The sequence below is a fragment of the Hyphomicrobium sp. genome (assembly GCF_003987855.1).
Lineage (GTDB): Bacteria > Pseudomonadota > Alphaproteobacteria > Rhizobiales > Hyphomicrobiaceae > Hyphomicrobium_B.
The window spans coordinates 36,149-61,481 of sequence record NZ_RXIZ01000016.1; the positions used below are offsets into that span (position 1 = coordinate 36,149).

Genomic DNA, 25,333 nt, shown 5'->3' on the forward strand with positions numbered 1-25,333 from the left:
TTTATAATGGCCGGTCGGGCGTGAAGGTTCACGCCTACCGGGGCCGATATTCAACAATCTGTCTGGAAACTAAAGCCGCTAGTGCGCCGGCTATCTGAGAAGATACCGGATGACGAGATCCGACACGCGACTGAATGGCGGGCGGAGAAGCCATCCAAGATTCCAGCGGTTTTGTTCGAAGACACCCTTCGCATGACTGAACGTCTTGAAGCCTTCGACGCCGTGATAGGCGCCCATTCCCGACATTCCTACGCCGCCGAAGGGCAGCGCATTTTGCACGTAATGCATCAAGGTGTCGTTGACGGTGACATTGCCGGTGACCGTTCGCGTGAGCACCTTTCGACGGTCTTCCGGGCTTTGGCCAAAATAGTAGAGCGCCAACGGGCGCGGCCGGCGATTGATGTAGGAGATGGCTTCGTCGAGCGTTCGATAGGTCACGATCGGAAGCAGCGGGCCAAACACCTCTTCCCGCATGATGGTCATGTCGTCCGTCACGTTGAGGACGATCGCGGGCAAAAGCTTGCTTGAGGCCGATCCCGTTTCTTTGCCAAACGCGACGATCCGCGCGCCTTTGTTCGTCGCATCATCCATAGCGTTCTTGAGCCGCGTCGCCTGGCGGTTGTTCGCAATAGCGGTGTAGTTCTGATCCGCCGCGCCATTTGGATAAAACGTTTCGGCAAACTCACCGTAAACGGCGACGAACGTTGCCACGTCCCTTTCCGGAATGAGCACGTAGTCCGGCGCGATGCACGTCTGTCCGGCGTTCGCCAGCTTCCCGTAGGCCACGCATCCGGCAGCGGTTTCGACATCGGCATCAGGACCGATGAGGGTTGGCGACTTTCCGCCGAGTTCGAGGGTGACGGGTACCAGGTTCTCGGCGGCCTCTTTCATCACTAGGCGGCCGACGGTCGTGCTGCCGGTGAAGGCGAGATGATCGAAGGGCAGGCGGGAGAAGGCGATGCCCACTTCCGGGCCGCCTGTTACGACGGCCACTTGGTCTTCCGGGAAGATGTCGCGAAGCATCGACTTGAGCAATTCGCTGGTAAGCGGCGCCAGTTCGGAGGGCTTGAGTATCGCCCTGTTCCCCGCGGCGATGGCTGCAATCAGTGGCATCACCGCCAGCGAGAGGGGATAATTCCACGGAGACACGATACCCACTACGCCAAGCGGCTGATAATGGACGCTCGCGCGGCCGGGAATGAAGTGGAGTGATATGCGCCGGCGTTCTGGGCGCATCCATTTCGCCAGATTGCGCCTGTAATAATTGATCGACTGGATGAGCGGCACGATCTCCATGATCCGGGTCTCGTAGGCAGACCGGTATCCGAAATCGTTGCTGATCGCGGCTTCGAATCTGGGGCGATAGGAAAGCAGGGCGCGCTTCAGCTTGCGGAGATTGGCGCGCCGCTGAGCGAGGGATGGCGGCTCGTCCCGCAGGAAAGAAGCCCGCTGCTTGCTGAAGAGAGCACTCAGCAGGAACTCTTCCTTGACCGGAACATGAGCAGTCATTAATCGATCTCCAATGTAGACAGCGGAAACATGTAGGTTGATATGGGGCTGCCGGTTTCCCCTGCCATCACGTGATGCCTCCGTAATCCCGGTGTCGCCTTGAGCGAACCTCCTGAACGACCATACCATCACGGCGATCTCAAGCGCGCTTTGATGGAAACGGCGCAAGAGATGTTACGTGAAGCGGGGGGATGGCGGTTTACCCTGCGCGAATTGGCGCGTCGAGCCCATGTGAGCCACACCGCGCCTTATAAGCATTTCGCGGATAAGTCGGAACTTTTGGCCGAAATATCAATGCATGGGCATCGGCAACTTTGCGACCGGATCAATTCCGCCACTCGCCGCGAAAACAAGCCGCCTCACGCCGAGATAGTTGCAATTCTTCGGAGCCACGTTGGTTTCGCGCTTACGAATGCGTCGCTTTACCGCCTCATGTTCAGCTCGGAACTCGCGGCACTCCCGGCCAACGAACCGGAACCGGTGCGGCAATCCACGCGCCAGGCTTTATTGCAGTGTGTGAGTCGTGGCCAAGAGACGGGAGATTTCAGGAGAGGATCCGCCGAGGGGCAGGCAAGAGCCGCGTGGGCGTTTGTGCACGGGCTATCGTTGCTGCTCATCGATCAGGATGAAACGGAAGACAGGAGTGGGGAAGCGATCGACGATGCGATCTCTAGCTTCCTCAAAGGTGTTCTGGCCTAGGGGTTCGATAATCGGCTGCTGGTCGCGTCTGCTCAGGCAGCCATATCGAGGGTTCCGAGAACCCATTTCTCATACTCGTCACTGAGATCCTGCAGCCATGCTTTCGGCATGCTGGCAATCTTCTTGGTTTCGGAGCTTGCCCGGATCGGGAACGAGACGTGCACGCGCTTCAAGCCGTTCTCCATCGGCGGAGAAGAGATCATCCCGCCGATGTGGCCGATGGCAAGGGATGCCTTCAAATAGTCGCTGGCGCGCTTTGGTGCGCTATGCAGGGGAGGAGTGAAAAGCACGGAATCCTGCATCGAGCGCTGGGGCTCGCAGTTGCGCAACTCGAATTCGACGCCGACGGCTGTACCGGCCTCTGTGCCTTCGCTTCGTACGTTGACATGCACGTTGCTGCCGGCGGCTGGCCACGTGCTCATGGGCTCCATGAGCATGTAGAAAATTTCGCGCATCGTTGCGGGATTTGCATCGATGGCCAAGCTCGATTGCTCGGCAGTGACGGAAATCTGCGCGGCTCCGGCGTCACGATTGATGCTGTCTGCGCATTCGGTTATGACTGAAACAACGTCGGTGCTATTGAGGGCACCAGTGGAGGCGTTAAGAACAGGCGTCTTCAGGCTCTCACTCAACTCGATCGTGCGCTCGGCCTCCTCGACCGGGATACGCCAATGGTCGCGAACGCGCAGCTGTGACCAGAGCTTCTGCGCCGACGGGCGCCAGGCTGTTTCCGCGACCGCGTCCTTGAGATAGCGATACATCGTCAGCGGCGCATTGTTGTACGGCAACAGCCCCGACAACATGGCTAGGTCATTCATCCGGTCGCGAAGAAGCGTGCGGTGCAACGCGCTGAGCTTGTCGCGCAGAAGCATGTCATATTCGTTCTTGAGGAGATAGAACGTAATCGCCTGTTCGATCTCGGCCTCAAGGACGCGCAGATCCCAGGGCTTCGAAATGTAGCGGAGGATCTCGCCTTTGTTCACGGCGTCGATGGCGCTGTCGAGATCGGCGTAGGCGGTCGTGAGCATGCGGATGATGTCCGGACGCTCGTTGCGAATGCGGTTGAGCAGGCTTACGCCGCTGCGGCCCGGCATCCGCTGGTCGGAAATGACGAGTCCGATGTTGTGGTCGCCGGATAGAATGAGCGTTTCAGCTTCGTCGGCGCTCGTCGCGGTCAGGACGTCGTACTTCGCGCCAAAGGCCTTTTTGAAGTACTTGACCGCTTGCGGCTCGTCGTCGACGATCAAGATCTCGACGGGCTGGTCAGTACGAAGCGAGTCCATAAGCGACCTGGTCTTCTTTTTCCGAGGCGATCGGCAAGTTGAAACGGAACTCGGTCCACTCTCCAAGACTACTCTTAACACTCAATGAACCCCCATGGTTGGCAATGATGCGGTGGCTGACCGCAAGGCCGAGTCCCATGCCTTCGCCGACGTCTTTCGTGGAGAAGAAGGGGTCAAATATCTGGCTCTGAATTTTCGGATCGATGCCGGTTCCGTTGTCACGAACGGACACAATGACCTCGTTACCCTCGATTTTGGAGGTAATCGCAATTTCCGGCGTACGTTCTTCTTCGACGGTTCTTACAGCAGCGACCGCGTTGACGATCAGATTGACCAGAACCTGAGCGATCGTCGACTGCGAGCCATACACGTCAGCGTTGGCATCGATATTCTTCGTTATGGTTATGCCTTTCTGAACGTGTGCCGTAAATCGAAGCGCGTGGTCGATCGCGGATTCGATGCGGAATGGGCGAGGGTGCTCAGGCCGGTGAGGTGCGGTGAAGCCCCTGAGGTCGGTTACGACGCGATGGATACGCTCGTAGCCGGCGTGGATGTCCTTCAATGTATCGGCTGTGTCCGGATCCGATTGAATGGTTGGGTCGCGGGCCGCAAGCTGTAGCGCCGTGCCCATGAAGTTCAGTGGGTTGCCAATTTCGTGAAGGAGTCCGGCGGCCATGGTTCCGAGCGCGCTCAATCGTGCGTTCTGGACAAGGGCGGCCTCGGTTTCGCGCAACTGCTGCAAGCTCTGCTTGAGCTCGGCATTGGTGCGATGGAGATCGCTTTCGAGCTGAGCCGCACGGATCAAATTCGCGATGCGCGAGCGGACTTCAAGCCCGCTGAAGGGTTTGATCAGGAAGTCATCGGCACCGTGCTTCAGGGCGATGATCTTGGCATCCTCATCGGCGCGTGCCGTCAGGATGATGATCTTTATGGCTCGCGTTGCGGGCTCTTCCTTGAGAGTACGGCAGACCTCGAGGCCCGTAATGCCTGGGAGCATCACGTCCAGTAGCATCAGATCAGGCTTGTATTCTCTGGCCTTCTCAACCGCGCCCACCCCGTCCGACGCTTCGATGATGCGATAGTTCTCGCGCAGCATCGACGCCAGATAGCGGCGCATATCCGGTTCGTCATCGACGATCAGCAGAAGTGGCAATTCATGCGCCTCGGGGGCGCTTGCGGGTTCCTGCGTAGTGGGCGGCGGGGGCAAGGCTGCTGGGGCGTCGGGCACGAGGATGGCGCGGGCGGAAGCCATACGGTCGAAGGTGCGCAGGGGATCGTCTGCCAAGCGATCGGGCTTCTCCTCCGAATCCATGTCGAGTTGCGATGCCTCCAATGCATGCGGCAGGCGCAGAATGAATGTCGTGCCGTGGCCTGTATCGCTCGTCGCCGATACGTCGCCGCCGTGACGGGTTATGAGTTCGCGAACGAGCGCGAGACCAAGACCCAGGCCTTGGTGGCGGCGTGTGGCCGAGCCATCGACCTGGTAGAAGCGATCGAAGATGTGAGGCAGCTGTTCGGCTGGAATACCGATACCGGTATCGGAGATCCTGACGATTACCTTCTGGTTCTCATTCCAACCCGAAACGTCGATCCGTCCTCCCGGCGGCGTGAATTTGATGGCGTTGGAGATGACGTTGCTGACGATCTTTTCGAGTGCGTCGGGGTCCGCGTTGATGAGCAGGTCGCCGGTGGGTTCTTCGAGATTTAGCTCGACGCCCTTCAGAGCGGCGAGATGCTTCATCGAGGCCACCGTATGTTTTAGAAAATGCCCCATGTCGATCGACTTTTTCGACAGCGCGGCGCGGCCTTCCTCAAGCCGGATGAGACTTAGGATGTCGTTGACGAGACGAAGCAGGCGAAGCGCGTTGTTTTCGATGACCTCCAGGAGTTCCTGGGACGCAGCGGAAAGATGGGTCGAGTCCGACTTCAGCTTTTCGACGGGGGCAAGGATCAGGGTCAGCGGCGTGCGCAACTCGTGGCTGACGTTGGCGAAGAACTGAGACTTCAGCCTGTCGAGGGCCGACAATTCCTGATGCTGAGCAGACAGTTTGTACTTGAGCCGGAATTCGTTGAAGCGGCGACGGTAGTTGAAGTGGACGGCGGTGATCGAGATTATGCACGTCAAAACGAGGAAGTAGAGGTTGTTCAAAAGCGTGTTCATCGTCTCCGAAGCGCTGGGCACCCGCGAGCATGCGACGATGTAGATGCCGAGTGTAGAGATGCACAACAGCGCGGCTTCGAACGGCTGCATCGGCGCCAGGACGCCAACGGCGAACAAGATCAGAAACAGGCCGTTATAATAGGTCGAGTTGGCCCCGTCGGTGATTCCGATGATGACGGCAATCGAGGCGACGGCGATGAGCAGCCCTGCCATCGTGAGATATCGGACGTAGATGGCGGTCCGGTGCCAGAAGTGAAGGGCGTAGAGGACGGCAATTAGGCCTGCCGCGATGAGCCGGATAGCCGCGAGCGTCTCGAGCTGACCGGCATACGTGATGTAGTCGAGAGCGATACCTGCCGGAATAAGCACGATGCCCAGGATGCACGCAACCTTCGACTGCCTTAGCCGAAGCTCATGCTCCTCAGCCTCGAAGGCGTGTCTCAGGTCGTTGCTGTCATCCATGCTTCAGCTAGGTGGTTTGTCGATCTCCAGGAATACGTTGATACCGGTCTGGTCTGTATAAATCTTTAGCGACCCGAGATCTGGTGCGAGCCTGGTCATGTCGGATTCATCACGCAGGACGAGATGCCACTCCATGACGTGCTCCATCAAACCTTTCACAGGGTTTGACGAGTGGACGTTTGTGACAATGACGCGACCACCGGGTTCGCACCACTGGTAGAAGAGACGTACCAGCTTGGTACAGACACGATCGGACAGGTAATCAAAGAGGCCGGCGCAATATATGATGTCGTAAGTCTTAGCGGCCTCAGGCAGCTCGATCGCCTGGCGAAGTAGCTCCTGGACGGTCTTGAGGATGTAGGTGACCTTGGGTGGGTCTTCCTGACCTTCCGTGACGTTCTCGATTTGGCGCTTGGCGTATGCGAGCGTCTCGGCGTTGAAGTCGAGCAGGTCGAACGAGAAGCGTGATGCTTCCTTGTTTTTAGCGAAAAAGAGCTGCAACTCTTGGACCGGCCCGCAGCCGACGTTAAGGACTCGGACCTGCCGTCCCGCTGCAGCCGCTTCTTCGGCCGCGCGGCAAAGCATGTCGTCCAGCATGTAGATGCGGTTGCGATGGGCCTCGGGCGGGCCGCCGTTCAGTAGCCAATCGTTAATGATCTGCCCGAATGTGGTCTTGCCGCCGCGCTCCTTGCGGAACATCATGTTAACCATTTCGTAGTCGCCGGCGTAGCCAAGCGGCTTCGAATAGACTCGGTTGAAGAACGGCGAAGCCATCATCAAGGGCAGCAGATCGCGCTGGGCGAGCTGCTTGTGGTTCTCGACCTCATCCACTTCGAGCTGACGGCAAGCCTCTTCCAGCTCAAGGAAAAGCTGGGTGAGACGCGGCATGATCGGGGCCTTGATTTCCTCGAAGCGCTCGGTGTCCAGCGGCGCGGCGAGGGTACCGGGCTCTCCTTCGATAGCCAGGTCGACCTGGTCCAGCCAGAAGCTAAGATCGCTCAAAAACGATCTCAGGTCAGCAACCTTCAATTGGTAGTTTGGATCGAGTTTGTTGCCACGATCCCATTCGTCCACGAACCGGCCGACTTCGGAGCCGAGCCCAGCGGGATCGGACACAATGCCGTCGATCGATGACCACTGATTAACGAGCGTTGCGGACACCACAACGAGGATGCTCGTGGTCACGACGCCGGTGACGACAGCATCCCCCTGGTAAACAAGGTTCTTGCCGCGCCTGACCTTGAGGTCGCTCAGAACCTCACTTGTTTGGACCGGGGAGATCGGATTGTAGATCTCGAAGACGATATTTCGTCTTGAAAGCTTGCTGAGGGTGCCCCGGAAAATACCCCCCTGGCTGCTTCTAAATGAGACCGTGCGATCAATATCTCGCTCGATGCGCAAGGGACCCGCTCCTGCCTGAACAATGTCGACTGCCTGGCAGGAAGGTTACCACAATCGTTCAATTTTGAGCCGCGTGATTTGGAACCAGTAGATATAATTTTTAGTTGTCAAGGCCTTGGTGATACATCTCGGCTACGCTGCTTTGGAAACGCACACCACCAGCATGGGTCTGCCTGATTTTTCATCCAGCCTGGTCTGAAGCTCTCCACCGAAGGCCCAAAGCGCGCTGCGTACAATGCGCCAAGACTGATCGTCGGCGAGGGCGATGGCCCCCTTATCCTCGTTGGATCCCAATGTCAGCTGAACCTCGTTATGGCTGGGTGCAGCGAATAGCTTGATCTCGGAATAAAGCCCGGCGTTCGCCCGCCCCGTGTCTCTGCGCAAAACGCTCGACAGTACAAACTTCATGATTTCGCGAGGGATGCGATAGGTGAAATCCTCGCGGGCATCCAAAGGGGACTGATTGGCAATAGGCAAGCCGTTGAGTTCGATGACCTCCCAAAGGGTATCTGCCATCGAGGACAGGGGGGCGGTCATTGGACTGGCGAGGTTTCGCGCGAGATTTTTGATCGACTTGGCTAGGGATCGGCAACGCTCTACATCCCGGCGAACCTGATCGGCGGATGCGGAAACCTTCGAGCCGCGCAACCTGCTTGACCAGTTGGAGATGTGCGATCCCGTGGTCGGGAGGTTGTCCAGGGGAGACTGGCCGCTGAGATGGGTGAGCTGAAAAGCCTCGGTCTCAAGTGAGTTCAGTGGCGCGTCGAAGCCGCCGGCTAGGATTGCGAGCAGGGCAAGATTTGCGTCGTGCGCATCGCCGGTCGGCACTGGGCCAAGCACAGGCTCAGCTACGGCGGTAGCGGTGCGCTCTGCTTGTAAAGCGTCCTGCATGGCGACGCACAGTTCGTCGAGATTCCATGGCTTCGGCACGAAGCGGTAGATCGCGGCTTCATTGATTGCATGCTGCAAATTGTCGATGTTTGCGTAGGCGCTCGTCAGTACGCGGATCGTTGAGGGCCATGACCTGCGAACGTCACTCAGGAACGACACACCGCTTTCGCGGGGCATGCGTTCGTCGCTGACGACGACTGAAATGTCTTCGCCTTCGGCCTCGAGAATTTCAAGAGCGGCGTCGGCGCTGTTGGCCGTTCGGACGTTGGCGTATTTGCTCACGGTCGCCTTGAAGTATTTGAGCGACAAAGGTTCGTCGTCGACGAAAAGTATCGTCGGACCTTTCTTATCGAGCTGCGTTTCCGCCTTCATATTAAGAAAGTTCCCGCTCGCCTCAATGCGGCGATAGCTGAGTAATTTCGTGATGCATTGCTGGGCAGGTATAAGTCTCGGCCAGCCGTCAAAATGGGCGAACAAACTTTGAAATCAACATAACAATTGCCTGCAAATTTAAAGTGTTCTCATGCAGGACTAAAAAATCGTTACGGCAGGTGTCACCCTGGGGCGAGAGGCTCGCGCTAACCATGATTGGCATGTTTCGAGCAGGCGACCGAAAAAGTTCCGGTCGCCTGCTTGGTAAGCAATGTCAGTTAGCGTCAGACGCTCAGCAGGAGATGCTCGCGTTCCCACGGGCTGATAACGCGCATGAACTCTTCGAATTCGCTGCGCTTCAAAGCGAGATAAACGTGGCAGAAGCGCTTGCCCAAGATCTCGTGCAGCGCAGTGCTCTCCTCGAAATCAGTCAGTGCCTCAAGGAGGCCACGCGGCAGCTGGTGATCGTTGCGATACGCGTTGCCGACCACCGCTTGCCGGGGTTCGAGCGCATTTTTGATGCCGAGATATCCGCACGCCAAACTCGCAGCGAGCGCGAGGTAGGGGTTGGAGTCGGCACCTGCCAGCCGGTTTTCGACGCGTCGAGCCGCAGCCGGTGAGATCGGTACGCGCAAACCCGCGGAACGATTGTCGTAGCCCCATTCAACGTTGATCGGTGCAGCGCCGTTGGGAACGAGACGACGATAGGAGTTCACGTAGGGCGCCAAGAGACACAAAGCTGCCGGTAGATACGTCTGTTGGCCGGCGAGGAAGTTGAAGAACAACTTGCTGGGCTCGCCGTTCTCCGCAGTGAATATGTTCTTGCCGGTCTTTGCATCGACCACGCTCTGGTGGACGTGCATGGCGCTGCCCGGTTCGTTAGCAAGCGGCTTCGCCATGAACGTCGCATAGCAGTTCTGAGCGAACGCGGCTTCTCTGATCGTTCTTTTGAAAAGGAACACTTGGTCAGCGAGGTCGACCGGATCGCCGTGAAGCAGGTTGATCTCGAGCTGCGCGGCGCCGCCTTCCTGAATGATTGTATCGATCTTCAGATACTGGCGTTCGGCGAAGTCGTAGATGTCGTCGACGATCTTGTCGTATTCATCGACCGCACCGAGGCTATAGGCTTGGCGACCGGCGCCTGGACGCCCGGAACGTCCCGTCGGCGGCTCGAGAGGATAGTCGGGGTCGGGGTTCGTTTTCGTTAGATAGAATTCGAGTTCGGGCGCCACGACCGGCACCCAACCTTCCTGCGCGTAGAGATCGACGATGCGCTTTAGCACGTTGCGCGGCGCGATCTCGACAGGCGCGCCGCTCTGCCAGGTCGCATCGTGAATAACCTGCGCGGTTGGACTTGATGCCCACGGCGCGGGTCTGATGGTCGACAAATCGGGGACCATCATCAGGTCGCTTTCAGCATAAAGCGCCTGGCCATCTTCTTCGAAACCGACGTAATCGCCGGTGATGGTCTGATGGAAAATCGAGATCGGCAAATGAACCGGGTCGAGCTTTCCAAACTTCTCCGCAGGCATTGTTTTGCCGCGAGCAACTCCTGCGATATCAGGTACCGCGCAGTCGATTTCCTCTATTCGATGTTCGCGCAGCCAGTCGCGAAGGCGCTCTGGCGTCGAGCCTGCGCCGAAATCACTGTCCTCGTTCAAAGGCCGAGTGGGTGGGGCATTCATATATCACCTGGTTTAAGTTTTGGCCGCCGTCAGTTCCGAACGCTGTCGCACGACAGGGCGGAAAAGAGCCGTAATCTTCACCGTCGGATCAAACCGCAGGTTTCGGTAAACAGCTCATAAGTCTGTTCGCGCGATGGCTGAGAGCATCGCAGGGCCGGGCATTGATGGATGAGACTTACCTCATTCGATAGGCCGACCTCAATAGCGGCACGCGAACTATGACACTGTCCATACCATGGTGCATGCCGCCGAATAGGGCATTTCCCTGACTTCGTATCGGGCAAACAAGCATTTGCCGCCTGAGGATTCTACATTCTCCGCACTGCAAACATGATTTCTCTGTCGAGCCCCGTTGTGCTTCGCAATTTAAATGCGCAGTATGGATAGCGTTTAGCAAAGCTTTGCGCCGATCGCGCGGAGCTTGGACCGGCGGTTCCCGCCGCTGGTTAAAAGACTGATCCGTGGAGGAGTTCGGATGTTGTGGCTCGAGAAGGCGGCGCGTCGCGTCGCGTACTCTATCGTTGCAGCAACTGCTGCAATCGCGTTTGCCGGTCAATCAGCACAAGCAGAAGAAAAGGTCGTCAAAGTCTACAACTGGTCGGATTACATTGATCCAACGATCCTGACCGACTTCACGAAAGAGACGGGAATCAAGGTCGTCTACGACGTCTTCGACAGCAACGAAGTTCTGGAGACGAAGCTTCTTGCCGGCGGCAGCGGATATGATGTCGTAGTGCCAACCGCCTCGTTCTTATCGCGACAGATCAAGGCCGGTGTTTTCCAGAAGCTCGACAAGGCGAAGATACCGAACCTGAAGTACATCTGGCCTGAAATTTACGAGCGCATCGCCAAGTATGATCCGGGCAACGAATACGCCGTGAACTGGATGTGGGGCACCACTGGTGTCGGCTATAACGAAGCGAAGATAAAAGAGCGTATGGCCGATGCGCCGGTGACGTCTCTTGATATGATCTTCAAGCCCGAGATCGCCGCGAAGTTTAAGGATTGCGGCATCTACATGCTCGACTCGCCGGAAGACATTATTCCGGTTGTGTTGAACTATCTCGGCCTCGACCCGAACACCACAAAGCAGGAAGACTTCGACAAGGCCGAGGCGGTCTTGTTGAAGATCAGGCCGTATATCAAGAAGTTCCATTCGTCCGAATACATCAACGCGCTGGCCAATGGCGATGCGTGCATGGCGCTCGGGTGGTCTGGCGATATTCTTCAGGCGGCTTCTCGCGCGACCGAAGCGAAAAACGGTCAGGTCATCAAGTACAACATCCCCAAAGAAGGCACTCAGATGTGGTTCGACATGATGGCGATCCCCGCGGACGCCAAGGATGTCGACGCAGCGCTGACCTTCATCAATTACTTGAACCGGCCAGAAGTGATGGCGAAGGCTTCCAACTTCATTCAGTACGCAAACGGCAATCTCGGTTCTCAGAAGTTCATCGACGAGAGCGTTCTGAAAAATCCGGCGGTCTATCCGGATCCGGAAACGATGAAGAAGCTGTTCGTCCATCTCACCTGGGACAACAAAACCCAGCGTGTCGTCACTCGAATGTGGACGAAAATCACGACGGGACAATAATCCAAAGACCGCGCCAGAACACTCTGGCGCGGTTTTTTCTTAGCTGCATCGCCGGTGCGCCGGCGAATAATCGGGAACATTCTTAGGGAACGTCACAATGGTTCTCGCAACTGCCCAACCGCAGGCGAACGCTACCGCATCTCCGCAACGCGCTGGACCCCGCACCGCAGCGCCGCAATCCGGGTTTGCACCTTGGAAGGACCCGAAACTTGCGCCCATCGTTCGCTTCGAAGGCATAACCAAGCGGTTTGATGACTTCGTCGCGGTCAATGAGGTGACGCTCGACATCTACGAGAGGGAGTTCTTCGCGCTGCTCGGACCCTCAGGCTGCGGAAAGAGCACGTTGCTGCGCATGCTGGCAGGTTTCGAGCGGCCGACGGATGGCAAGATCATTGTCGCTGGGCAGGATATCACCGCGCTGCCGCCCTACGAGCGGCCGGTCAATATGATGTTCCAATCCTACGCGCTGTTCCCGCACATGACGGTGGAACGGAACATCGGCTTTGGGCTTCGTCAAGAAGGGATGCCCAAGGACAAGATCGCGGAGCGTGTCGACGAAGCGATGGCGATGCTCGAACTTCGCCAATTCGCAAAGCGCAAACCCAATCAGCTCTCCGGTGGGCAGCAGCAGCGCGTCGCGCTCGCCCGGGCCATCGCGAAAAAGCCCCGCATCGTGCTTCTCGATGAGCCGCTCGGAGCTTTGGACAAGAAGTTGCGGCAGCAGGCGCAGTTCGAATTGATGCGCATTCAGGAAACGACCGGCACCACCTTCATCATCGTCACTCACGATCAGGAAGAGGCGATGACGGTCGCTAGCCGCATCGCCGTGATGGAGAAGGGCGTGCTGGTGCAGGTCGCGACGCCGGGCGACATCTATGAGAATCCGAAGACGCGCTACATCGCTGGCTTCATTGGCGACGTGAACGTCTTTGAAGGCACCGTTTCTAAAGTCTCCGACGGCTGCATCGAGATCGATGGCAAGGACGGATACAAATTCAAGACGCGAAGCACTGAGAAAGTCTCGGTCGGCCAGAATGTCGGCTTGGCTTTGCGGCCAGAGAAAATCCGGATCGGCCGCGAGAAGCCCGCGACCGACCTCAATGTCATTCCGGGGAAGGTCGAAGACGTCGGGTATCTTGGCTCGATCTCGCATTATCATGTGCGCACAGCGCCCGGTGAGCGGGTGACGGCGCTACGTGCCAACTCTGCGCATACTGTCGAGCAGTCGATTACCTGGGAAGATCAGGTGTGGCTCGATTGGCCGGTCGATGCCGGCGTTGTTTTGACGGGCTGAGGTTCCAATGACAGCAAAGACTGCTGACTACAGGCGCTGGTACGTCATCGGACCGCCGTACCTTTGGTTGCTCGTTCTGTTTCTCATTCCGTTCGTCATCGTCTTCAAGCTGTCGCTGTCCCAGGTGGCGACCGCTATCCCGCCGTACACGCCGACGTTCAGTTGGGCGACAGGACTAACTGCATTCATTTCTCAGCTGAACTTCGACAACTACTCTTTCATCTTCGGCGACCCTCTGTACATAAACGCGTACATTTCGAGCCTGAAGATCGCGTTCCTGTCGACCCTGCTGACGCTGCTCGTCGCCTATCCAATGGCTTATGGCATGGCTCGGGCGCCTAAGTCCTGGCAGCCCACGCTGATGATGCTCGTGATCCTGCCCTTCTGGACTTCGTTTCTGATCCGCATCTACGCGTGGATCGCGATCTTGAAGCCCGAAGGTTTCCTGTCGATCTTTCTGATCAAGCTCGGCCTTATCAGCGAACCGCTGCAGATCATGAATACGACGACGGCCGTCTATATCGGCATCGTCTATTCCTATCTGCCATTCATGATCCTGCCGCTCTATGCCAGCCTCGAGAAGATCAATCCTTCACTGCTGGAAGCGGCGCAGGATCTGGGCTCACAGCCGTGGCGCGCCTTCTGGCAGGTCACGTTCCCCCTGTCGCTTCCCGGCGTCTTCGCGGGCTGTCTTCTGGTCTTCATTCCGGCAGTCGGTGAGTTCGTCATTCCCGATCTGCTCGGCGGCTCAGAAACACTGATGATCGGTAAGACGCTATGGACGGAGTTCTTCAATAACCGCGATTGGCCTTTAGCTTCCGCAGTAGCCGTGCTGCTGCTGCTCGTGCTCATCATTCCTATCGTTCTCTTCCAGCGCCAACAGGAACTTGAGCGGGAGGCCGCACGATGAACGGACGCTTTTCGTGGTTCAACGCGACCTCCATTACGCTCGGATTCGCGTTCCTTTACATTCCCATCCTGCTGCTCGTGATCTTCAGCTTCAACGAGTCGAAGCTCGTGACCGTATGGGCCGGCTGGTCAACCAAATGGTACGGATCGCTTCTCCAAAATCAGGCGTTGAAGGACGCGGCCTGGGTGACCATACGGGTCGCGATCGTATCGGCGACGGTCGCGACGGTCTTTGGAACGCTCGCTGCTATCACGCTCGTTCGCATGGGGCGCTTTCCTGGACGCACGCTTTTTTCGGGAATGATCTTTGCCCCTCTCGTCATGCCCGACGTCATAACAGGACTGTCGCTTCTTTTGGTGTTCGTGGCTCTGGGGCTCGATCGCGGCTTCTGGACGATCACGATCGCCCACATCACGTTCACGATGTGCTACGCCGCAGTCGTCGTGCAGGCGCGGCTGCAGGACTTCGACAAATCGGTCGAAGAAGCGGCGATGGATCTTGGCGCGACGCCGGTCGGCACCTTCTTTCAGGTTACCCTACCGATCATCGCGCCCTCCGTCATATCGGCTTGGCTGCTGGCCTTTACTTTGTCCCTCGATGATCTCGTGATTGCGAGTTTCACCACGGGTCCGGGCGCTACGACGCTACCGATGAAGATTTACAGCCAGGTCCGGCTCGGGGTGACGCCGGAGATCAACGCGATCTCGACAATTCTAATTGGGATTGTGACAGTCGGCGTTCTGTCGGCAGCGTACTTCACGAAGCGTCAAACGGAACGTGTCGAGCGGGAGAGGCGGAAGGCCTTCGGCGCGGCGGGCTGAAGATGACAAGACGCATTTGTCTTTCGCGCTGGGCCGCGCTATGGAGCGGGCCATCGTGACAGCGCAAGATTACATACGCTCCTATTACGCGGCGACGGCGAATGACCAAACGCGCTATCCGGCGCTCGAAGGTACCGTCAAGGCCGATGTATGCATCGTCGGCGGAGGGTTTTCCGGCGTCGCAGCGGCGTTGACGTTGGCGGAGCGCGGCCGCTCAGTCGTCCTTTTGGAAGCCAATCGCATCGGCTGGGGTGCATCGGGCCGCAACGGTGGCCAGATGATTGGCGGCATCAGTGGAGAGGATGCGATCAAGCGGCAACTGGGCGAAGCGGGTGCCAAGTTGGTGCGGGACATTCGCTATCGGGGTCACCAGATCATCGAGGAGCGCGTTAAAAAATACCAGATCGCTTGCGATCTCGCCTACGGCTGGATGGAGGTTGCTGCCCGCCCGCGCCACATGGAGCACATGCGTGCTTACGTCGAAAGCCGCGTTAAAGATGGGGACGGCGACCAGATCGCGGTGATCGAAAAGCATCAGATGCCGGAGGTGCTCGGGACCGAGTCATACTACGGCGGATACATCGATCGCCGCAGTGGCCATCTGCACCCGCTCAACCTTTGCCGCGGTGAGGCGGCTGCTGCCACTTCGCTTGGCGTCAAGATTTTCGAGGGCACGCGCGTCGTCAATCTTTCTGGCGGTGCGAAGCCTTGGGTGCAGACCGAACGCGGCAGGGTCGAGGCCGGGATCGTCATCGTTGGCGGCGAGATCTTCAATCAGTTCGGCCAGCCAGGGCTAAAGGGGCTGATGCTGCCTGCCGGGAGTTACATCATCGCGACCGAGCCGTTGACCGGGACCGGAACCGCCTCGGTAAATCCGCAGAACCTCGCCGTCGCGGACAGCAACGTCGTGCTTGATTATTTCCGCATGTCGGCGGACCGGCGCATGCTGTTCGGCGGACGATGCAACTATACGAACCGGGATCCGCGTGACATCGCGGCCGTCATGCAGCCGCGCATGGTTGAGGTTTTTCCGCAGTTGAAGGATGCCCGCGTCGATTTCAAATGGGGCGGCACCATCGCCATTGTCGTCAACCGTGTACCGGCTGCGGGTCGTCTGGCGCCGAACCTCTATTTCTTTCAGGGCTATTCGGGACACGGCGTGAACGCCACGCACATCTTGGCAGAAATCGTGTCGGATGCCATTTGCGGTACGACGGAGAAGTTTGATCTCTTCGCCCGCATCAAGCACTTGCGGCTGCCTTTAAGCGACGTCTTCGGCAATTATATGCTTGCACTCGGCATGCTCTATTATCGCATGCGTGACCTGATCTAGCTCGCCAGCCTACCAGCGCAGCATGCGCGAACCGAGCAAGGCGCCGACGCCGGTCATAACCACCACGCCGATCGTGTACCAAGCGGCCAGAAACAGGGGACTATCGTCGGGGCAGTGCGCCGCATAGAGCGTGGCTGCGATGCCGGCGGACAGAAGTCCACCTACCGCACCAGCCGTAACTGGGTGTGTCGGTGCGCCCTTGCGCAACGCGTAGAGCACCGCGGCGAGCGGCGCCAGCGACAGGATCGGGATGACGATCAGACAATAGACGGAGTTCTGCCCGATCATGCGCGCTTTCCAAGTGTCCGCGGGCAGTACCATCATCTCGCCGATGATACCCGCAAGCAGCAGCGCGGGGGCGAGCGCCAGCCACCACAGCCTCCCATCAGGCTTGAAGTCGGGGCGGGCGAGGCCGCGCACCAGCAGGAACGCGGGGATGGCGACGCTGAGCGTCAGAACGAACTTGAACGCGAAGCGGACCGATGTGGCGATGCTGTCCATGAAGTTATCGCGGATGCCAAGAGCCCACAGGAACAGAAGGGCGGAGATCAGCGTGCCAGCGCCGACCGCCATCGTCAGCGTCTGACCGATGGGAGGCTCGACGGTTTTGGCGTCGGCGGCAATGGCCTTGATTAGATCGTCCGTCCTCATGTGTTCTTCTCTTGATAGGTCGCTGCCAGCGCTTTCAGGCTACGATGAAGCGCCACACGCACGGCAACTTCGGTCATGCCCAGCCGTTCCGCGACCTCTTTGGCGGAGTGTCCGTCGATGCTGATCGAGCGCACGATGTCGCGATTTTTGTCCGATAGGCCATTGAGCACCCGGTCGAGATCGCGGGCATCGATCGAGGCTTGCTGATCCTCGCCCTCAATCTCGAACTCGCTGAGGTCGACGGCCACCTCCGGACGGCGACCCCGACGTCGCAGGTCGTCGATCATCTTGTTGCGGGCGATGGCCGACACCCAGGGGCCGAGCGGCATCGATCTGTCCCAGGTATGGCGCTTCAGATGAATTGCAAGCAGTACGTCCTGCACCACGTCCTCTACATCGTCACGCGGCACTCCAACGCCAGCGAAACCGCGACGGACCACGCCGCGAAGCACCTGCGACAGCTCAGAGAGGAGCTTACGGTAAGCGCTCTCGTCGCCCGCGATCGCCGCGCGCATCAAATCCGACCATTGAGCGTCTCGAGCCTTACGGTCCAAAGTGCGCCTTTGAAGTTGCTTACGAGCCGGGCGAGGAAAACGTTACGTTGTGAAAAACGACAGAAATTCCGTCTCCGCGGGATTGATCCCGAGAATCCGGCCGACGGGCATATGGCAGAGGCAGTTGGGCGGGCGCAAGATGACAGAAGTGAAAAATGGCCTTTTCGCTCAATTGGGCGGCAGCCAAATCCACAAGATCGCGACGTAGGTCAATCCGTGGAGCAGCTGATCGAGCCCGAATGCCCACCAGAAATAGGGTTCTCTGGGCGTCCAGCCGAAATGATGAACGACCTGCTCCTTGGCCCAATCGAGGTGATAGTGGACCAGAAATTCCGCTGCGAGCAATCCGACAGCTAGGGTCGTGCTCCCGCCTGGAAACAGCAGAAAAATGGGGGCCGTGAGGGTGATATGGATCAGCGCGTGCAGCAGTCCGCCGGCCGCTCCATACCGTCCCTTCTGGCGAAAGATGGGGTCGCCCTGGAGGACGAAATCTGCGATCGCGTGCTTGGCGAGGAGATATGATATTGCGGCTAAAGCCGCATGAACCGGTGACATGGCTTCCATCGCTGCCTGGACGACCCCGTACTCGGACCGTTCCGGGCCGGGACTTTCGAACGCCCACCTACTTCCCCGACACCATATTAGCCGGAGGGGGATTTCGCAGATGTCACCTGGGGAACAGAGACCTGCGCAACCTGATGTCGCGCAGGTCCTTCAAAGTAGAGTAGGCGTTCGTCAGTTAACCCGCTGGACCTCAACCAGATTGTCCGAGAATGTCGGTGCGCGGCCGAGTCCGCTCCAAGCATCGGACGAGATGCAGTTGACGGAGCCATCCGAGCGGTTGAGCGAGCGCCAATAGCCGAGCGTCGCCACCACCACGCCATCGGGCACGTCATCCGTCACACGCGCGACCCCTTCGAAATCGCCGCGATCATTATAGACGCGCACAGGGTCGCCATCGCGAACCGAACGCCGGTCCGCATCTCCCGGTGAGATCATCACGAACTGATCGCCTTGTGCTTTGATCTTATGTGGTTCGTTCGCATAGCATGAGTTCAGGAACGCGTGGCTCTTCGGCGAAATGATGTTGAGCGTGTAGAGCTTGGCGCGCGCCGGGTTCGTCTCGGGCGTCTCGCGGGGCGGCACATACCCTGGAAGCGGATCGACCGGTTCACCCGATTGCTCGCCTTCGTACATCGCCCGGAACGGACCGGCGACGAAGTTCTTGGCATCGTGCAATAGGAACTCGACCTTACCGGAAGGTGTCGGGAACTTGCCTTCCGCATGGGGGGTGCGGGTGTCAGCCGGGCCGACATCGATCTTGAAGTAGCCGTGCTTCTTGAAATACTCCATGTCTATGCCGCCCATCTTCGGGTCATCCCAGTTGATGTATTCGGCACACAGCTCGCTGTCGGTCATTTTGAAGACCGGATCGTCGAAGCCCATTTCCTTCGCCAAAAGACGCCAGAGATCGCTCGTCGGCTTGCATTCTCCCGGTGGCTCGACCGCCTTCTGATTGTAGGTGAGGTAGAAATGGCCCCACGACCACATCATGTCTTCTGCCTCGCCGGCCATCGCCGCAGGCAGCACGATATCCGCGTATCTCGCCGTGTCGGTGAGGAAGTGCTCAGCGACGACCGTGAAAAGGTCTTCGCGCTTGAGGCCTGCGACGATCTTGTTGGTCTCCGGCGCTTGGCTGACTGGGTTGGTGCAGAACACGAAGAGGCTCTTGATCGGCGGATCGAGTTTCATCTCGCCGGTCAGCGCTGCCCCTAGCCGCAGGTTGTTCACTACCCGCGTACCGGGTTTGATCCAGTCGGGACGCGCCGCCTTGGCCCAATCGATCGGGAAATCCCAGAGCGGCATCTGCAGGAGGCCGCCGCCGACATAACGCCAGGAACCAACCAGCGCGGGAAGGCTGCAGACCGCACGGATCGCCTGACCGCCGCCGGCGCTGCGCTCCAATGCGACGCCGAGCCGAATGACGGATGGCTGAGCAGTCGCGAATTCGCGGGCAAACTTCCGAATGTCTTCTGCGGAAACGCCCGTGGTGCGTTCAACGTATTCGGGCGTGAATTCGGAAGCGCGGGCTTTAAGTTCGGCAAAACCGTGGGTGTAGTTGTCGACGTAGTCCTGGTCGACCAGCCCTTGCTCGACGATGGAGTTGATGACGCCCATTGCCAGCGCGCCATCGGTGCCGGGCTTCGGGCAGATATGCCAGTCCGCAGCCTTCGCTGTGCGCGAGCGGTAGGCATCGATGACGACGAGCTTTGCGCCACGTCTTTGCGCTTCGAGCACGAACGGCCAATGATGGAGATTAGTCGAGATCGAGTTACAGGCCCAGATCACTATGTATTTGGCATGCACGAAGCTCTCGGGATCCACCGCACCGGTAGGGCCGACGGTGAGAAGCCATGCGGTCGATGAGCCGGACGCGCAGAAGGTCTTCTCATTCACCGTGGTGCCGAGTCGGTTGAAAAACGGATCGCCCGAATTGATGCCCTGCACGAGTCCCATATTGCCGAGGTAGCTGTAAGGCATGATCGCCTGGGCGCCGTGCTCGGCGATGATCTCGCGCCAGCGCGCGCCGATCTCGGAGATGGCTTCGTCCCACGAGATCCTCTTGAACTCTTTCGAGCCCTTGGGGCCTGACCGCTTGAGCGGATAAAGCAGACGGTCTGGATTGGCGTGATGGTCGGCGAAGTCCTTCAGCTTCACACACAAGCCGCCCCGAGTCATCGGATGCTCTTTATTCCCACGAACCTCGACGAGGCGACCCTGCTGGGTCTCGTAAATCATCGCGCAGGTATCGGGACAGTCATGGGGACATGCGCCAAAGAATTTTTCCCGAGGGAGCAGTTCGTTCATTTCGTTCCTCCGAAGCAGTCCCGCCCGTTTGCCGGGCATGTTTGATATGCGTCAGTTTGGCACCGAACCCCTAGGACAAGCAACCAAAAGAGTTTTTGGCACCAATGAGGAGATCGAGCGTTTCAACAGTCACCCAGGCCGACGGGTACCGATTGAATTCCAATGGAACTTCGAGGATGACGGCTTCGGGGCTGGTTGATTTCTCTTGCGGTCGCAAGAGAACGCTCAAGCCCCGTTGGGAAATGGGAGCGTAGGTTGTCTCGAGCTCTTTTTCCGGGCAGGCGCGTGCTCTGGATGCCATTAGAGGCTGCCTGGTCGGCGAGTCCTTCTGCGCCGCATTGCTGCGCGTCCATGGTCAATGCACTTAGGTTCGAGTGCCCGGAACATTCCGATCCGTTTGCATGTGGAGATTCCCTCGTTGTCTACAACGAGATCATGAACGAGTACGGCCTCATTATCCACGACGGTACGGCGTCATATGTTTTGATCGACCGATGCCCTTGGTGCGGAACGCGGTTGCCGCCGAGCTTGCGCGACGAGTGGTTCGATGCCGTCGATGCACTGGAGCTTGACGAAGGAGAAACTCCGCCGGCGCGCTTCCTGACGAGGGCCTGGCGCCTGGGCTAATCGCTGCGATCAAGGCACGTCAGGTGCCGCGCACGCGTCCTCGTAATGATGTGACCGGCCATGCCTGTCCCTGAAGAGGTAGCCCTCCGTAGTGTCTGAGAGCGATCCGCTCTCTACCGGGACTTTACCGTGCGCTCCAGGCAGGTCGAGCACGTACGTCGGCAACGCAATGCCGGACACGCGTCGTCGCAGCTCGGCCATCAGCTGCCGGCCATCTTCAATCGTGGTGCGAAAGTGCGTTGTTCCCGGCGCAAGATCGCCGTGATGCAAGTAGTACGGCTTTACCCGAAGCTCCACCAGTTGACGCATCAAGGCTTCCAGCGTATCCGCATCGTCGTTGACGCCTTTGAGCAGCACCGTCTGGCTGAGCAGGGGAAGGCCTGCGTCAGCGAGGCGCGAGATGGCGCTTCGGGCAGCCAGCGTCAGTTCACGCGGGTGATTGGTGTGCAGTCCAACAAAGACGGTCTGATGGCTTGAATTGAGCGCGTCGATAAGATCCGCTGAAATGCGCTCGGGATCCACGACGGGCACGCGCGTATGCCATCGCAGCACTTTGACGTGGCTGATGGTCGACAGGGCTTCGACTGTTTCGCGAATCCGCCTCGGCGACAGAATAAGCGGATCGCCGCCAGTGAGGATCACCTCCCAGATACTGGGTGTCTGCCGAATGTAGGCGATCGCCTGCGCAAATTCTTCAGCGGATAAGGCTTCGCCATTCGCCGGGCCCACCATCTCGCGCCGGAAACAAAAGCGGCAGTATACGGGACAAACGCTCGCAATCTTGAACAACACACGATCTGCGTAGCGATGCACGATGCCCGGCGCCGGGCTCTTGAGGCGATCTCCGATCGGGTCGTCGTTCTCGCGCGGATGCGGCTGAAGCTCACGCTCGCTCGGAATGAACTGTAGTGCGAGCGGATCGCTCGATGCACCACGGTCGATGGCGTTTGCAATGGCCGGGGTGAGCGCTATCGCGTAGCGTTCGGCGACTCTTTCCAATGCATCACGGTCGCTGTCGCTTACCAAGGCTGCGGCAACTAAATCACTTACGGACGACAGCCGGCGTTCGATGATCGTCATTTCGGCGGCCAGACTTCCGTATCGTGATCCGGGTGTTGATAGGAAACCAGATCCTTCAGGAAAGGGGCCGCGTTGGGATCTTCGAGTGTCTCGTGCTGAGGGAGCCCCGCGATCCAATCGACGTACGGCATTTTTGCTTCGGTTCCCCACTGAACTTTGGGCACGATTGTTTGCGGCTGATCGAAGGCGCCAATCGCGACCGCGACGCCGTCGGGCGCTTCGTAGGTCAACGGTGTTCCGCAGTCGGCGCAGAAGCCGCGCGCGGCCGCATTGGAAGACTGATATTTTTTTGGTTCGCCCCTGGTCCAGGTGAGTTTGGCGTTGCGAACGCTGACGAGCGGCGCATAGAAGCTGCCAAATGCCTTCTGACACATGCGGCAATGGCAAACGGAAGCGTCGTCAAGAATTCCTTCCACGCGGAAACGTATCGCTCCGCATTGGCAGCCGCCGGTGTGAACGTCCTGTGTCATTGCTCTTCCTATTCGTTCTGTAGCGGGAAAGGAGTCCAAAGAACCTGGTCGATTCTCTCCGCGCCGGTTGCGAGCATTGCGAGCCGGTCAAAGCCTAACGCGCATCCAGAGGCTTGAGGCATGTCGCGTAATGCGGCGAGAAAATCCTCGTCGAGCGGGTAGCGTTCGGCATAGATCCGCTCCTTCTCCGCCATCCACGTTTCGAACCGGCGTCGCTGTTCGTCGGCATCGGTCAGCTCACCGAACCCGTTTGCGAGTTCGACGCCACAAACGAAAAGTTCGAAGCGTTCGGCGACCTGCGGATCGCTAGACACCGGGCGGGCGAGGGCGGCTTCGGTGATGGGATATTCGTAGAGTATCGAAGGTGCGGGCGAGCCCAGATGGTCATCGATCTTCTCCACGAGAACGCGGCTGAAGATATCGGACCAGGTATCGTCGGCGTCAGTGCGTACGCCTGCCACCTCAGCTTCCGAAAGCAGAGCGTCGCGATCTACGATCAAATTGGAGCCTGACTGACGGAGCGCTATTCCAGCCTGCTGCAGGAATGCCTCTTCGAGGGTCAGCATATCACAGGGCGCACACACTTCGCACGTCCGCCCCCGAAAGGACCATTGCTTCCGTTCTGTCGCTTCGCTCGCGACTTTCAGGATCGTCCCGCAATCGTCCCAGAGCGTCTGGTACGGCGCGTCAGCACGATACCATTCGAGCATCGTGAATTCCGGACTGTGCAACGACCCCCGTTCGCGATTGCGAAAAGCGGGCGAGAAACTGAAAATCTTGGTCTCACCGGCCGCGAGCAGTTTCTTCATCGCGAATTCGGGCGAGGTGTGAAGAAAGAGCTCGTGCCGGGAGAGATCCGTACCCACCAATTCCGTGCGAAAGGCATGCAGATGCGTTTCGTTACCCGGCGAAAACTGGAGAATTCCCGGTTCGACTTCCGTAAACCCTTCAGCCAGAAACCAATTCCGGACCGCCGTTTTGATCCGGCCGCGACCAGTCAGGAAATGGCGGCGGTCGGCGTGGCGTTCGGGGCTCCACCAGGGGGAAAGCTGCGACATGCGTACAATCTAGACGTTGGCGACCGGGTTGCCGCACTTGGCGGCACGGTACTTAGCGGGTATGAGACGCGACAGATTCCCTGAAGGCTTCCGCCGGCCGGCCGCCCCTGAGGCGGCCGCAGCGCTTTGAATATAAGAACGGAGATGTACCCGTGGTAAAGGTTATTGCAAGCTCGGTCCGCAAAGGCAACGTGCTCGATCTCGATGGCAAGCTCGCCGTTGTGATGCATGCGGAAAACATTCATCCGGGCAAGGGTACACCGGTGACGCATCTCGAAATGCGGCGCATCGCCGACGGCGTTAAGGTCACCGAGCGCTATCGCACCACGGACCAAGTCGAGCGGGCCTATCTCGACGAAAAGGACTTCAATTACCTCTACGAAGACGACATGGGCTACAATTTCATGCAGCCCGAGACTTTCGATCAGATCTCGATTTCGAAGGATGTCGTCGGCGATCAGGGGCAATGGTTGCAGGAGGGCATGACGTGCCTAGTTTCGCTTCATGAGGGCAATCCGATATCCATCGAACTGCCGCAGCGCGTAACCCTCGAGATCGTCGAAGCCGATCCGGTCGTAAAAGGGCAGACCGCCTCGTCGTCCTACAAGCCAGCGAAGCTATCTAATGGGGCTCGTGTGATGGTCCCGCCGCACATCGGCGCTGGCACCCGCGTCGTGGTCATGACCGCCGACGGGTCCTACGTCGAGCGCGCAAAGGACTGAGCCGTCTCGCGCCAAGGCATCACGCAGCGCGCGACTTGAGTTCTGTCGCGCGCTGGGGCGCGACCTCCTCGCAGATGACCTTGAATTCGCGCAGGTAATGCTGGCCGAAAGACGTGATCATTGCCACATCGGCCGCGTCGCGCCCCCGGGCGATGACGATACGGCCGGTTCGCGCCATGTTGTGCCGCGCGTCGAACGTTACCCATCGATGATCGATGTAGGCCTCGAACCAAGCGCTGAAATCCATCGGTGCCGGGTCAGCCGGGACACCAATGTCTCCCAGATAGCCATTCACGTAGGCGGCCGGAATATTCAGGCATCGGCAGAACGCGATGGCCAGATGCGCATAGTCACGGCAAACGCCAGTTCGCTCGTTGTAGGCTTCATAAGCCGTGCGCGTCGAGCGTGCCGCCTGATAATCGAATTTGATCCGGTTATGGACGAAGTCGCAGATCGCTTTGACCCGCTGATAGCCCGGAGAAATATGCCCGAACAGCTGCCACGCAATCGCTGCAAGTTGATCGGTTTCGCAATAGCGGCTGCCGCTCAGGAAGTGCAACGCGTAGTTCGGAAGATCTGAGACAGGGATCTCGCGCGCGGTGAAGGGCTTTTCTTCGACCTCGCCGGAATCGCTGACAACGGCGCGATAACTTAGCTTCATCTGGCCCGGAGGCGCGACGAGGCGCTGCGTCCGATTTCCGTAGAGATCGAGCCCGTGAGAGATGGGGACGTCCGGCGTGTGCAGCGCATCCTCGTAGATCATATCGCGGCGCCGGCTGCTGTGGACGTCGAGGAGAAGGAGCAGCGGCGTGGGCGCCGAAAGCTCAAGGCCAATATCGTAACCAACGTGAATAAGCATAATTTTGACGCCCTCGCGAAAACAGGTTC

22 protein-coding genes are annotated in these 25,333 nt (G+C 58.6%); 8 read left to right on the top strand and 14 right to left on the bottom strand.

Annotated features, from left to right (window positions below; translation table 11 throughout):
* Positions 1 to 90: 90 nt before the first annotated feature.
* The gene (locus EKK30_RS16055) at positions 91 to 1,509 is read right to left on the bottom strand and encodes a coniferyl aldehyde dehydrogenase (RefSeq protein WP_290986571.1); all 1,419 of its coding nucleotides are present in this window, start codon (positions 1,507 to 1,509) and stop codon (positions 91 to 93) included.
* Positions 1,510 to 1,662: 153 nt separating this feature from the next.
* Between EKK30_RS16055 and EKK30_RS16060 the strand changes: the two genes are divergently transcribed.
* A complete protein-coding gene (locus tag EKK30_RS16060) occupies positions 1,663 to 2,208 on the top strand; it encodes a TetR/AcrR family transcriptional regulator (RefSeq protein ID WP_290986572.1) in 546 nt (181 codons plus the stop codon).
* A 32-nt stretch (positions 2,209 to 2,240) separates the two neighbouring features.
* Here the strand turns inward: EKK30_RS16060 and EKK30_RS16065 are convergent, their stop codons facing one another.
* The 5 genes from EKK30_RS16065 to EKK30_RS16085 form a co-directional block, all read right to left on the bottom strand.
* Positions 2,241 to 3,491, bottom strand: coding sequence for a response regulator (locus EKK30_RS16065; protein WP_290986573.1), 1,251 nt, complete (start codon positions 3,489 to 3,491; stop codon positions 2,241 to 2,243).
* The gene (locus EKK30_RS16070) at positions 3,472 to 6,114 is read right to left on the bottom strand and encodes an ATP-binding protein (RefSeq protein WP_290986574.1); all 2,643 of its coding nucleotides are present in this window, start codon (positions 6,112 to 6,114) and stop codon (positions 3,472 to 3,474) included. The genes EKK30_RS16065 and EKK30_RS16070 overlap by 20 nt, the downstream gene beginning before the upstream one ends.
* Positions 6,115 to 6,117: 3 nt before the next feature.
* Positions 6,118 to 7,515: a class I SAM-dependent methyltransferase gene (locus EKK30_RS16075; RefSeq protein ID WP_290986575.1), complete on the bottom strand. Its 1,398-nt coding sequence runs from the start codon at positions 7,513 to 7,515 to the stop codon at positions 6,118 to 6,120.
* A 132-nt stretch (positions 7,516 to 7,647) separates the two neighbouring features.
* The gene (locus EKK30_RS16080) at positions 7,648 to 8,778 is read right to left on the bottom strand and encodes a response regulator (RefSeq protein ID WP_290986576.1); all 1,131 of its coding nucleotides are present in this window, start codon (positions 8,776 to 8,778) and stop codon (positions 7,648 to 7,650) included.
* Positions 8,779 to 9,062: 284 nt separating this feature from the next.
* Positions 9,063 to 10,463 carry a glutamine synthetase family protein gene (locus EKK30_RS16085; protein WP_290986577.1) on the bottom strand — a complete coding sequence of 467 codons (1,401 nt, stop codon included), beginning with the start codon at positions 10,461 to 10,463 and terminating at the stop codon, positions 9,063 to 9,065.
* Between the two features lie 475 nt (positions 10,464 to 10,938).
* Here EKK30_RS16085 and EKK30_RS16090 point away from each other — a divergent pair, with 475 nt between their 5' ends.
* The 5 genes from EKK30_RS16090 (at position 10,939) to EKK30_RS16110 (ending at position 16,415) form a co-directional block, all read left to right on the top strand.
* The gene (locus EKK30_RS16090) at positions 10,939 to 12,057 is read left to right on the top strand and encodes a polyamine ABC transporter substrate-binding protein (RefSeq protein ID WP_290986578.1); all 1,119 of its coding nucleotides are present in this window, start codon (positions 10,939 to 10,941) and stop codon (positions 12,055 to 12,057) included.
* Positions 12,058 to 12,154: 97 nt separating this feature from the next.
* Entirely contained in the window at positions 12,155 to 13,351 is a 1,197-nt protein-coding gene (locus EKK30_RS16095) for an ABC transporter ATP-binding protein (RefSeq protein ID WP_290986579.1), read from the top strand.
* Positions 13,352 to 13,358: 7 nt separating this feature from the next.
* Positions 13,359 to 14,261 (top strand): ABC transporter permease, encoded by a 903-nt coding sequence (locus EKK30_RS16100; RefSeq protein ID WP_290986580.1) that lies wholly within the window; start codon positions 13,359 to 13,361, stop codon positions 14,259 to 14,261.
* The gene (locus tag EKK30_RS16105) at positions 14,258 to 15,082 is read left to right on the top strand and encodes an ABC transporter permease subunit (protein ID WP_290986581.1); all 825 of its coding nucleotides are present in this window, start codon (positions 14,258 to 14,260) and stop codon (positions 15,080 to 15,082) included. The genes EKK30_RS16100 and EKK30_RS16105 overlap by 4 nt, the downstream gene beginning before the upstream one ends.
* Positions 15,083 to 15,137: 55 nt before the next feature.
* A complete protein-coding gene (locus tag EKK30_RS16110) occupies positions 15,138 to 16,415 on the top strand; it encodes an FAD-binding oxidoreductase (protein WP_290986582.1) in 1,278 nt (425 codons plus the stop codon).
* 9 nt (positions 16,416 to 16,424) lie between these two features.
* Here the strand turns inward: EKK30_RS16110 and EKK30_RS16115 are convergent, their stop codons facing one another.
* From EKK30_RS16115 to EKK30_RS16130, 4 genes are all read right to left on the bottom strand, one after another.
* Positions 16,425 to 17,066 carry an NrsF family protein gene (locus tag EKK30_RS16115; protein WP_290986583.1) on the bottom strand — a complete coding sequence of 214 codons (642 nt, stop codon included), beginning with the start codon at positions 17,064 to 17,066 and terminating at the stop codon, positions 16,425 to 16,427.
* Entirely contained in the window at positions 17,063 to 17,620 is a 558-nt protein-coding gene (locus EKK30_RS16120; RefSeq protein WP_290986584.1) for a sigma-70 family RNA polymerase sigma factor, read from the bottom strand. The genes EKK30_RS16115 and EKK30_RS16120 overlap by 4 nt, the downstream gene beginning before the upstream one ends.
* A gap of 168 nt (positions 17,621 to 17,788) precedes the next feature.
* Positions 17,789 to 18,175, bottom strand: coding sequence for a DUF3307 domain-containing protein (locus EKK30_RS16125; protein WP_290986586.1), 387 nt, complete (start codon positions 18,173 to 18,175; stop codon positions 17,789 to 17,791).
* A 180-nt stretch (positions 18,176 to 18,355) separates the two neighbouring features.
* Positions 18,356 to 20,488: a molybdopterin oxidoreductase family protein gene (locus EKK30_RS16130; protein ID WP_290986587.1), complete on the bottom strand. Its 2,133-nt coding sequence runs from the start codon at positions 20,486 to 20,488 to the stop codon at positions 18,356 to 18,358.
* A gap of 435 nt (positions 20,489 to 20,923) precedes the next feature.
* Here EKK30_RS16130 and EKK30_RS16135 point away from each other — a divergent pair, with 435 nt between their 5' ends.
* Positions 20,924 to 21,115 carry a hypothetical protein gene (locus tag EKK30_RS16135; protein ID WP_290986588.1) on the top strand — a complete coding sequence of 64 codons (192 nt, stop codon included), beginning with the start codon at positions 20,924 to 20,926 and terminating at the stop codon, positions 21,113 to 21,115.
* A 9-nt stretch (positions 21,116 to 21,124) separates the two neighbouring features.
* Here EKK30_RS16135 and EKK30_RS16140 read toward each other — a convergent pair whose 3' ends face one another.
* Genes EKK30_RS16140 through epmA form a run of 3 tightly spaced genes read right to left on the bottom strand, consistent with a single transcriptional unit; the run spans position 21,125 to position 23,723 of the window.
* Positions 21,125 to 22,195 (bottom strand): lysine-2,3-aminomutase-like protein, encoded by a 1,071-nt coding sequence (locus EKK30_RS16140; RefSeq protein ID WP_290986589.1) that lies wholly within the window; start codon positions 22,193 to 22,195, stop codon positions 21,125 to 21,127.
* The gene (locus EKK30_RS16145) at positions 22,192 to 22,665 is read right to left on the bottom strand and encodes a GFA family protein (RefSeq protein WP_290986591.1); all 474 of its coding nucleotides are present in this window, start codon (positions 22,663 to 22,665) and stop codon (positions 22,192 to 22,194) included. The genes EKK30_RS16140 and EKK30_RS16145 overlap by 4 nt, the downstream gene beginning before the upstream one ends.
* Positions 22,666 to 22,673: 8 nt before the next feature.
* Positions 22,674 to 23,723: an EF-P lysine aminoacylase EpmA gene (gene epmA, locus EKK30_RS16150; protein ID WP_290986592.1), complete on the bottom strand. Its 1,050-nt coding sequence runs from the start codon at positions 23,721 to 23,723 to the stop codon at positions 22,674 to 22,676.
* Between the two features lie 152 nt (positions 23,724 to 23,875).
* Here epmA and efp point away from each other — a divergent pair, with 152 nt between their 5' ends.
* A complete protein-coding gene (gene efp, locus EKK30_RS16155; RefSeq protein WP_290986594.1) occupies positions 23,876 to 24,445 on the top strand; it encodes an elongation factor P in 570 nt (189 codons plus the stop codon).
* Positions 24,446 to 24,464: 19 nt separating this feature from the next.
* Here efp and EKK30_RS16160 read toward each other — a convergent pair whose 3' ends face one another.
* Complete coding sequence (locus EKK30_RS16160) at positions 24,465 to 25,304, bottom strand: transglutaminase family protein (protein ID WP_290986595.1); 840 nt, start codon at positions 25,302 to 25,304, stop codon at positions 24,465 to 24,467.
* Positions 25,305 to 25,333 lie beyond the last annotated feature (29 nt).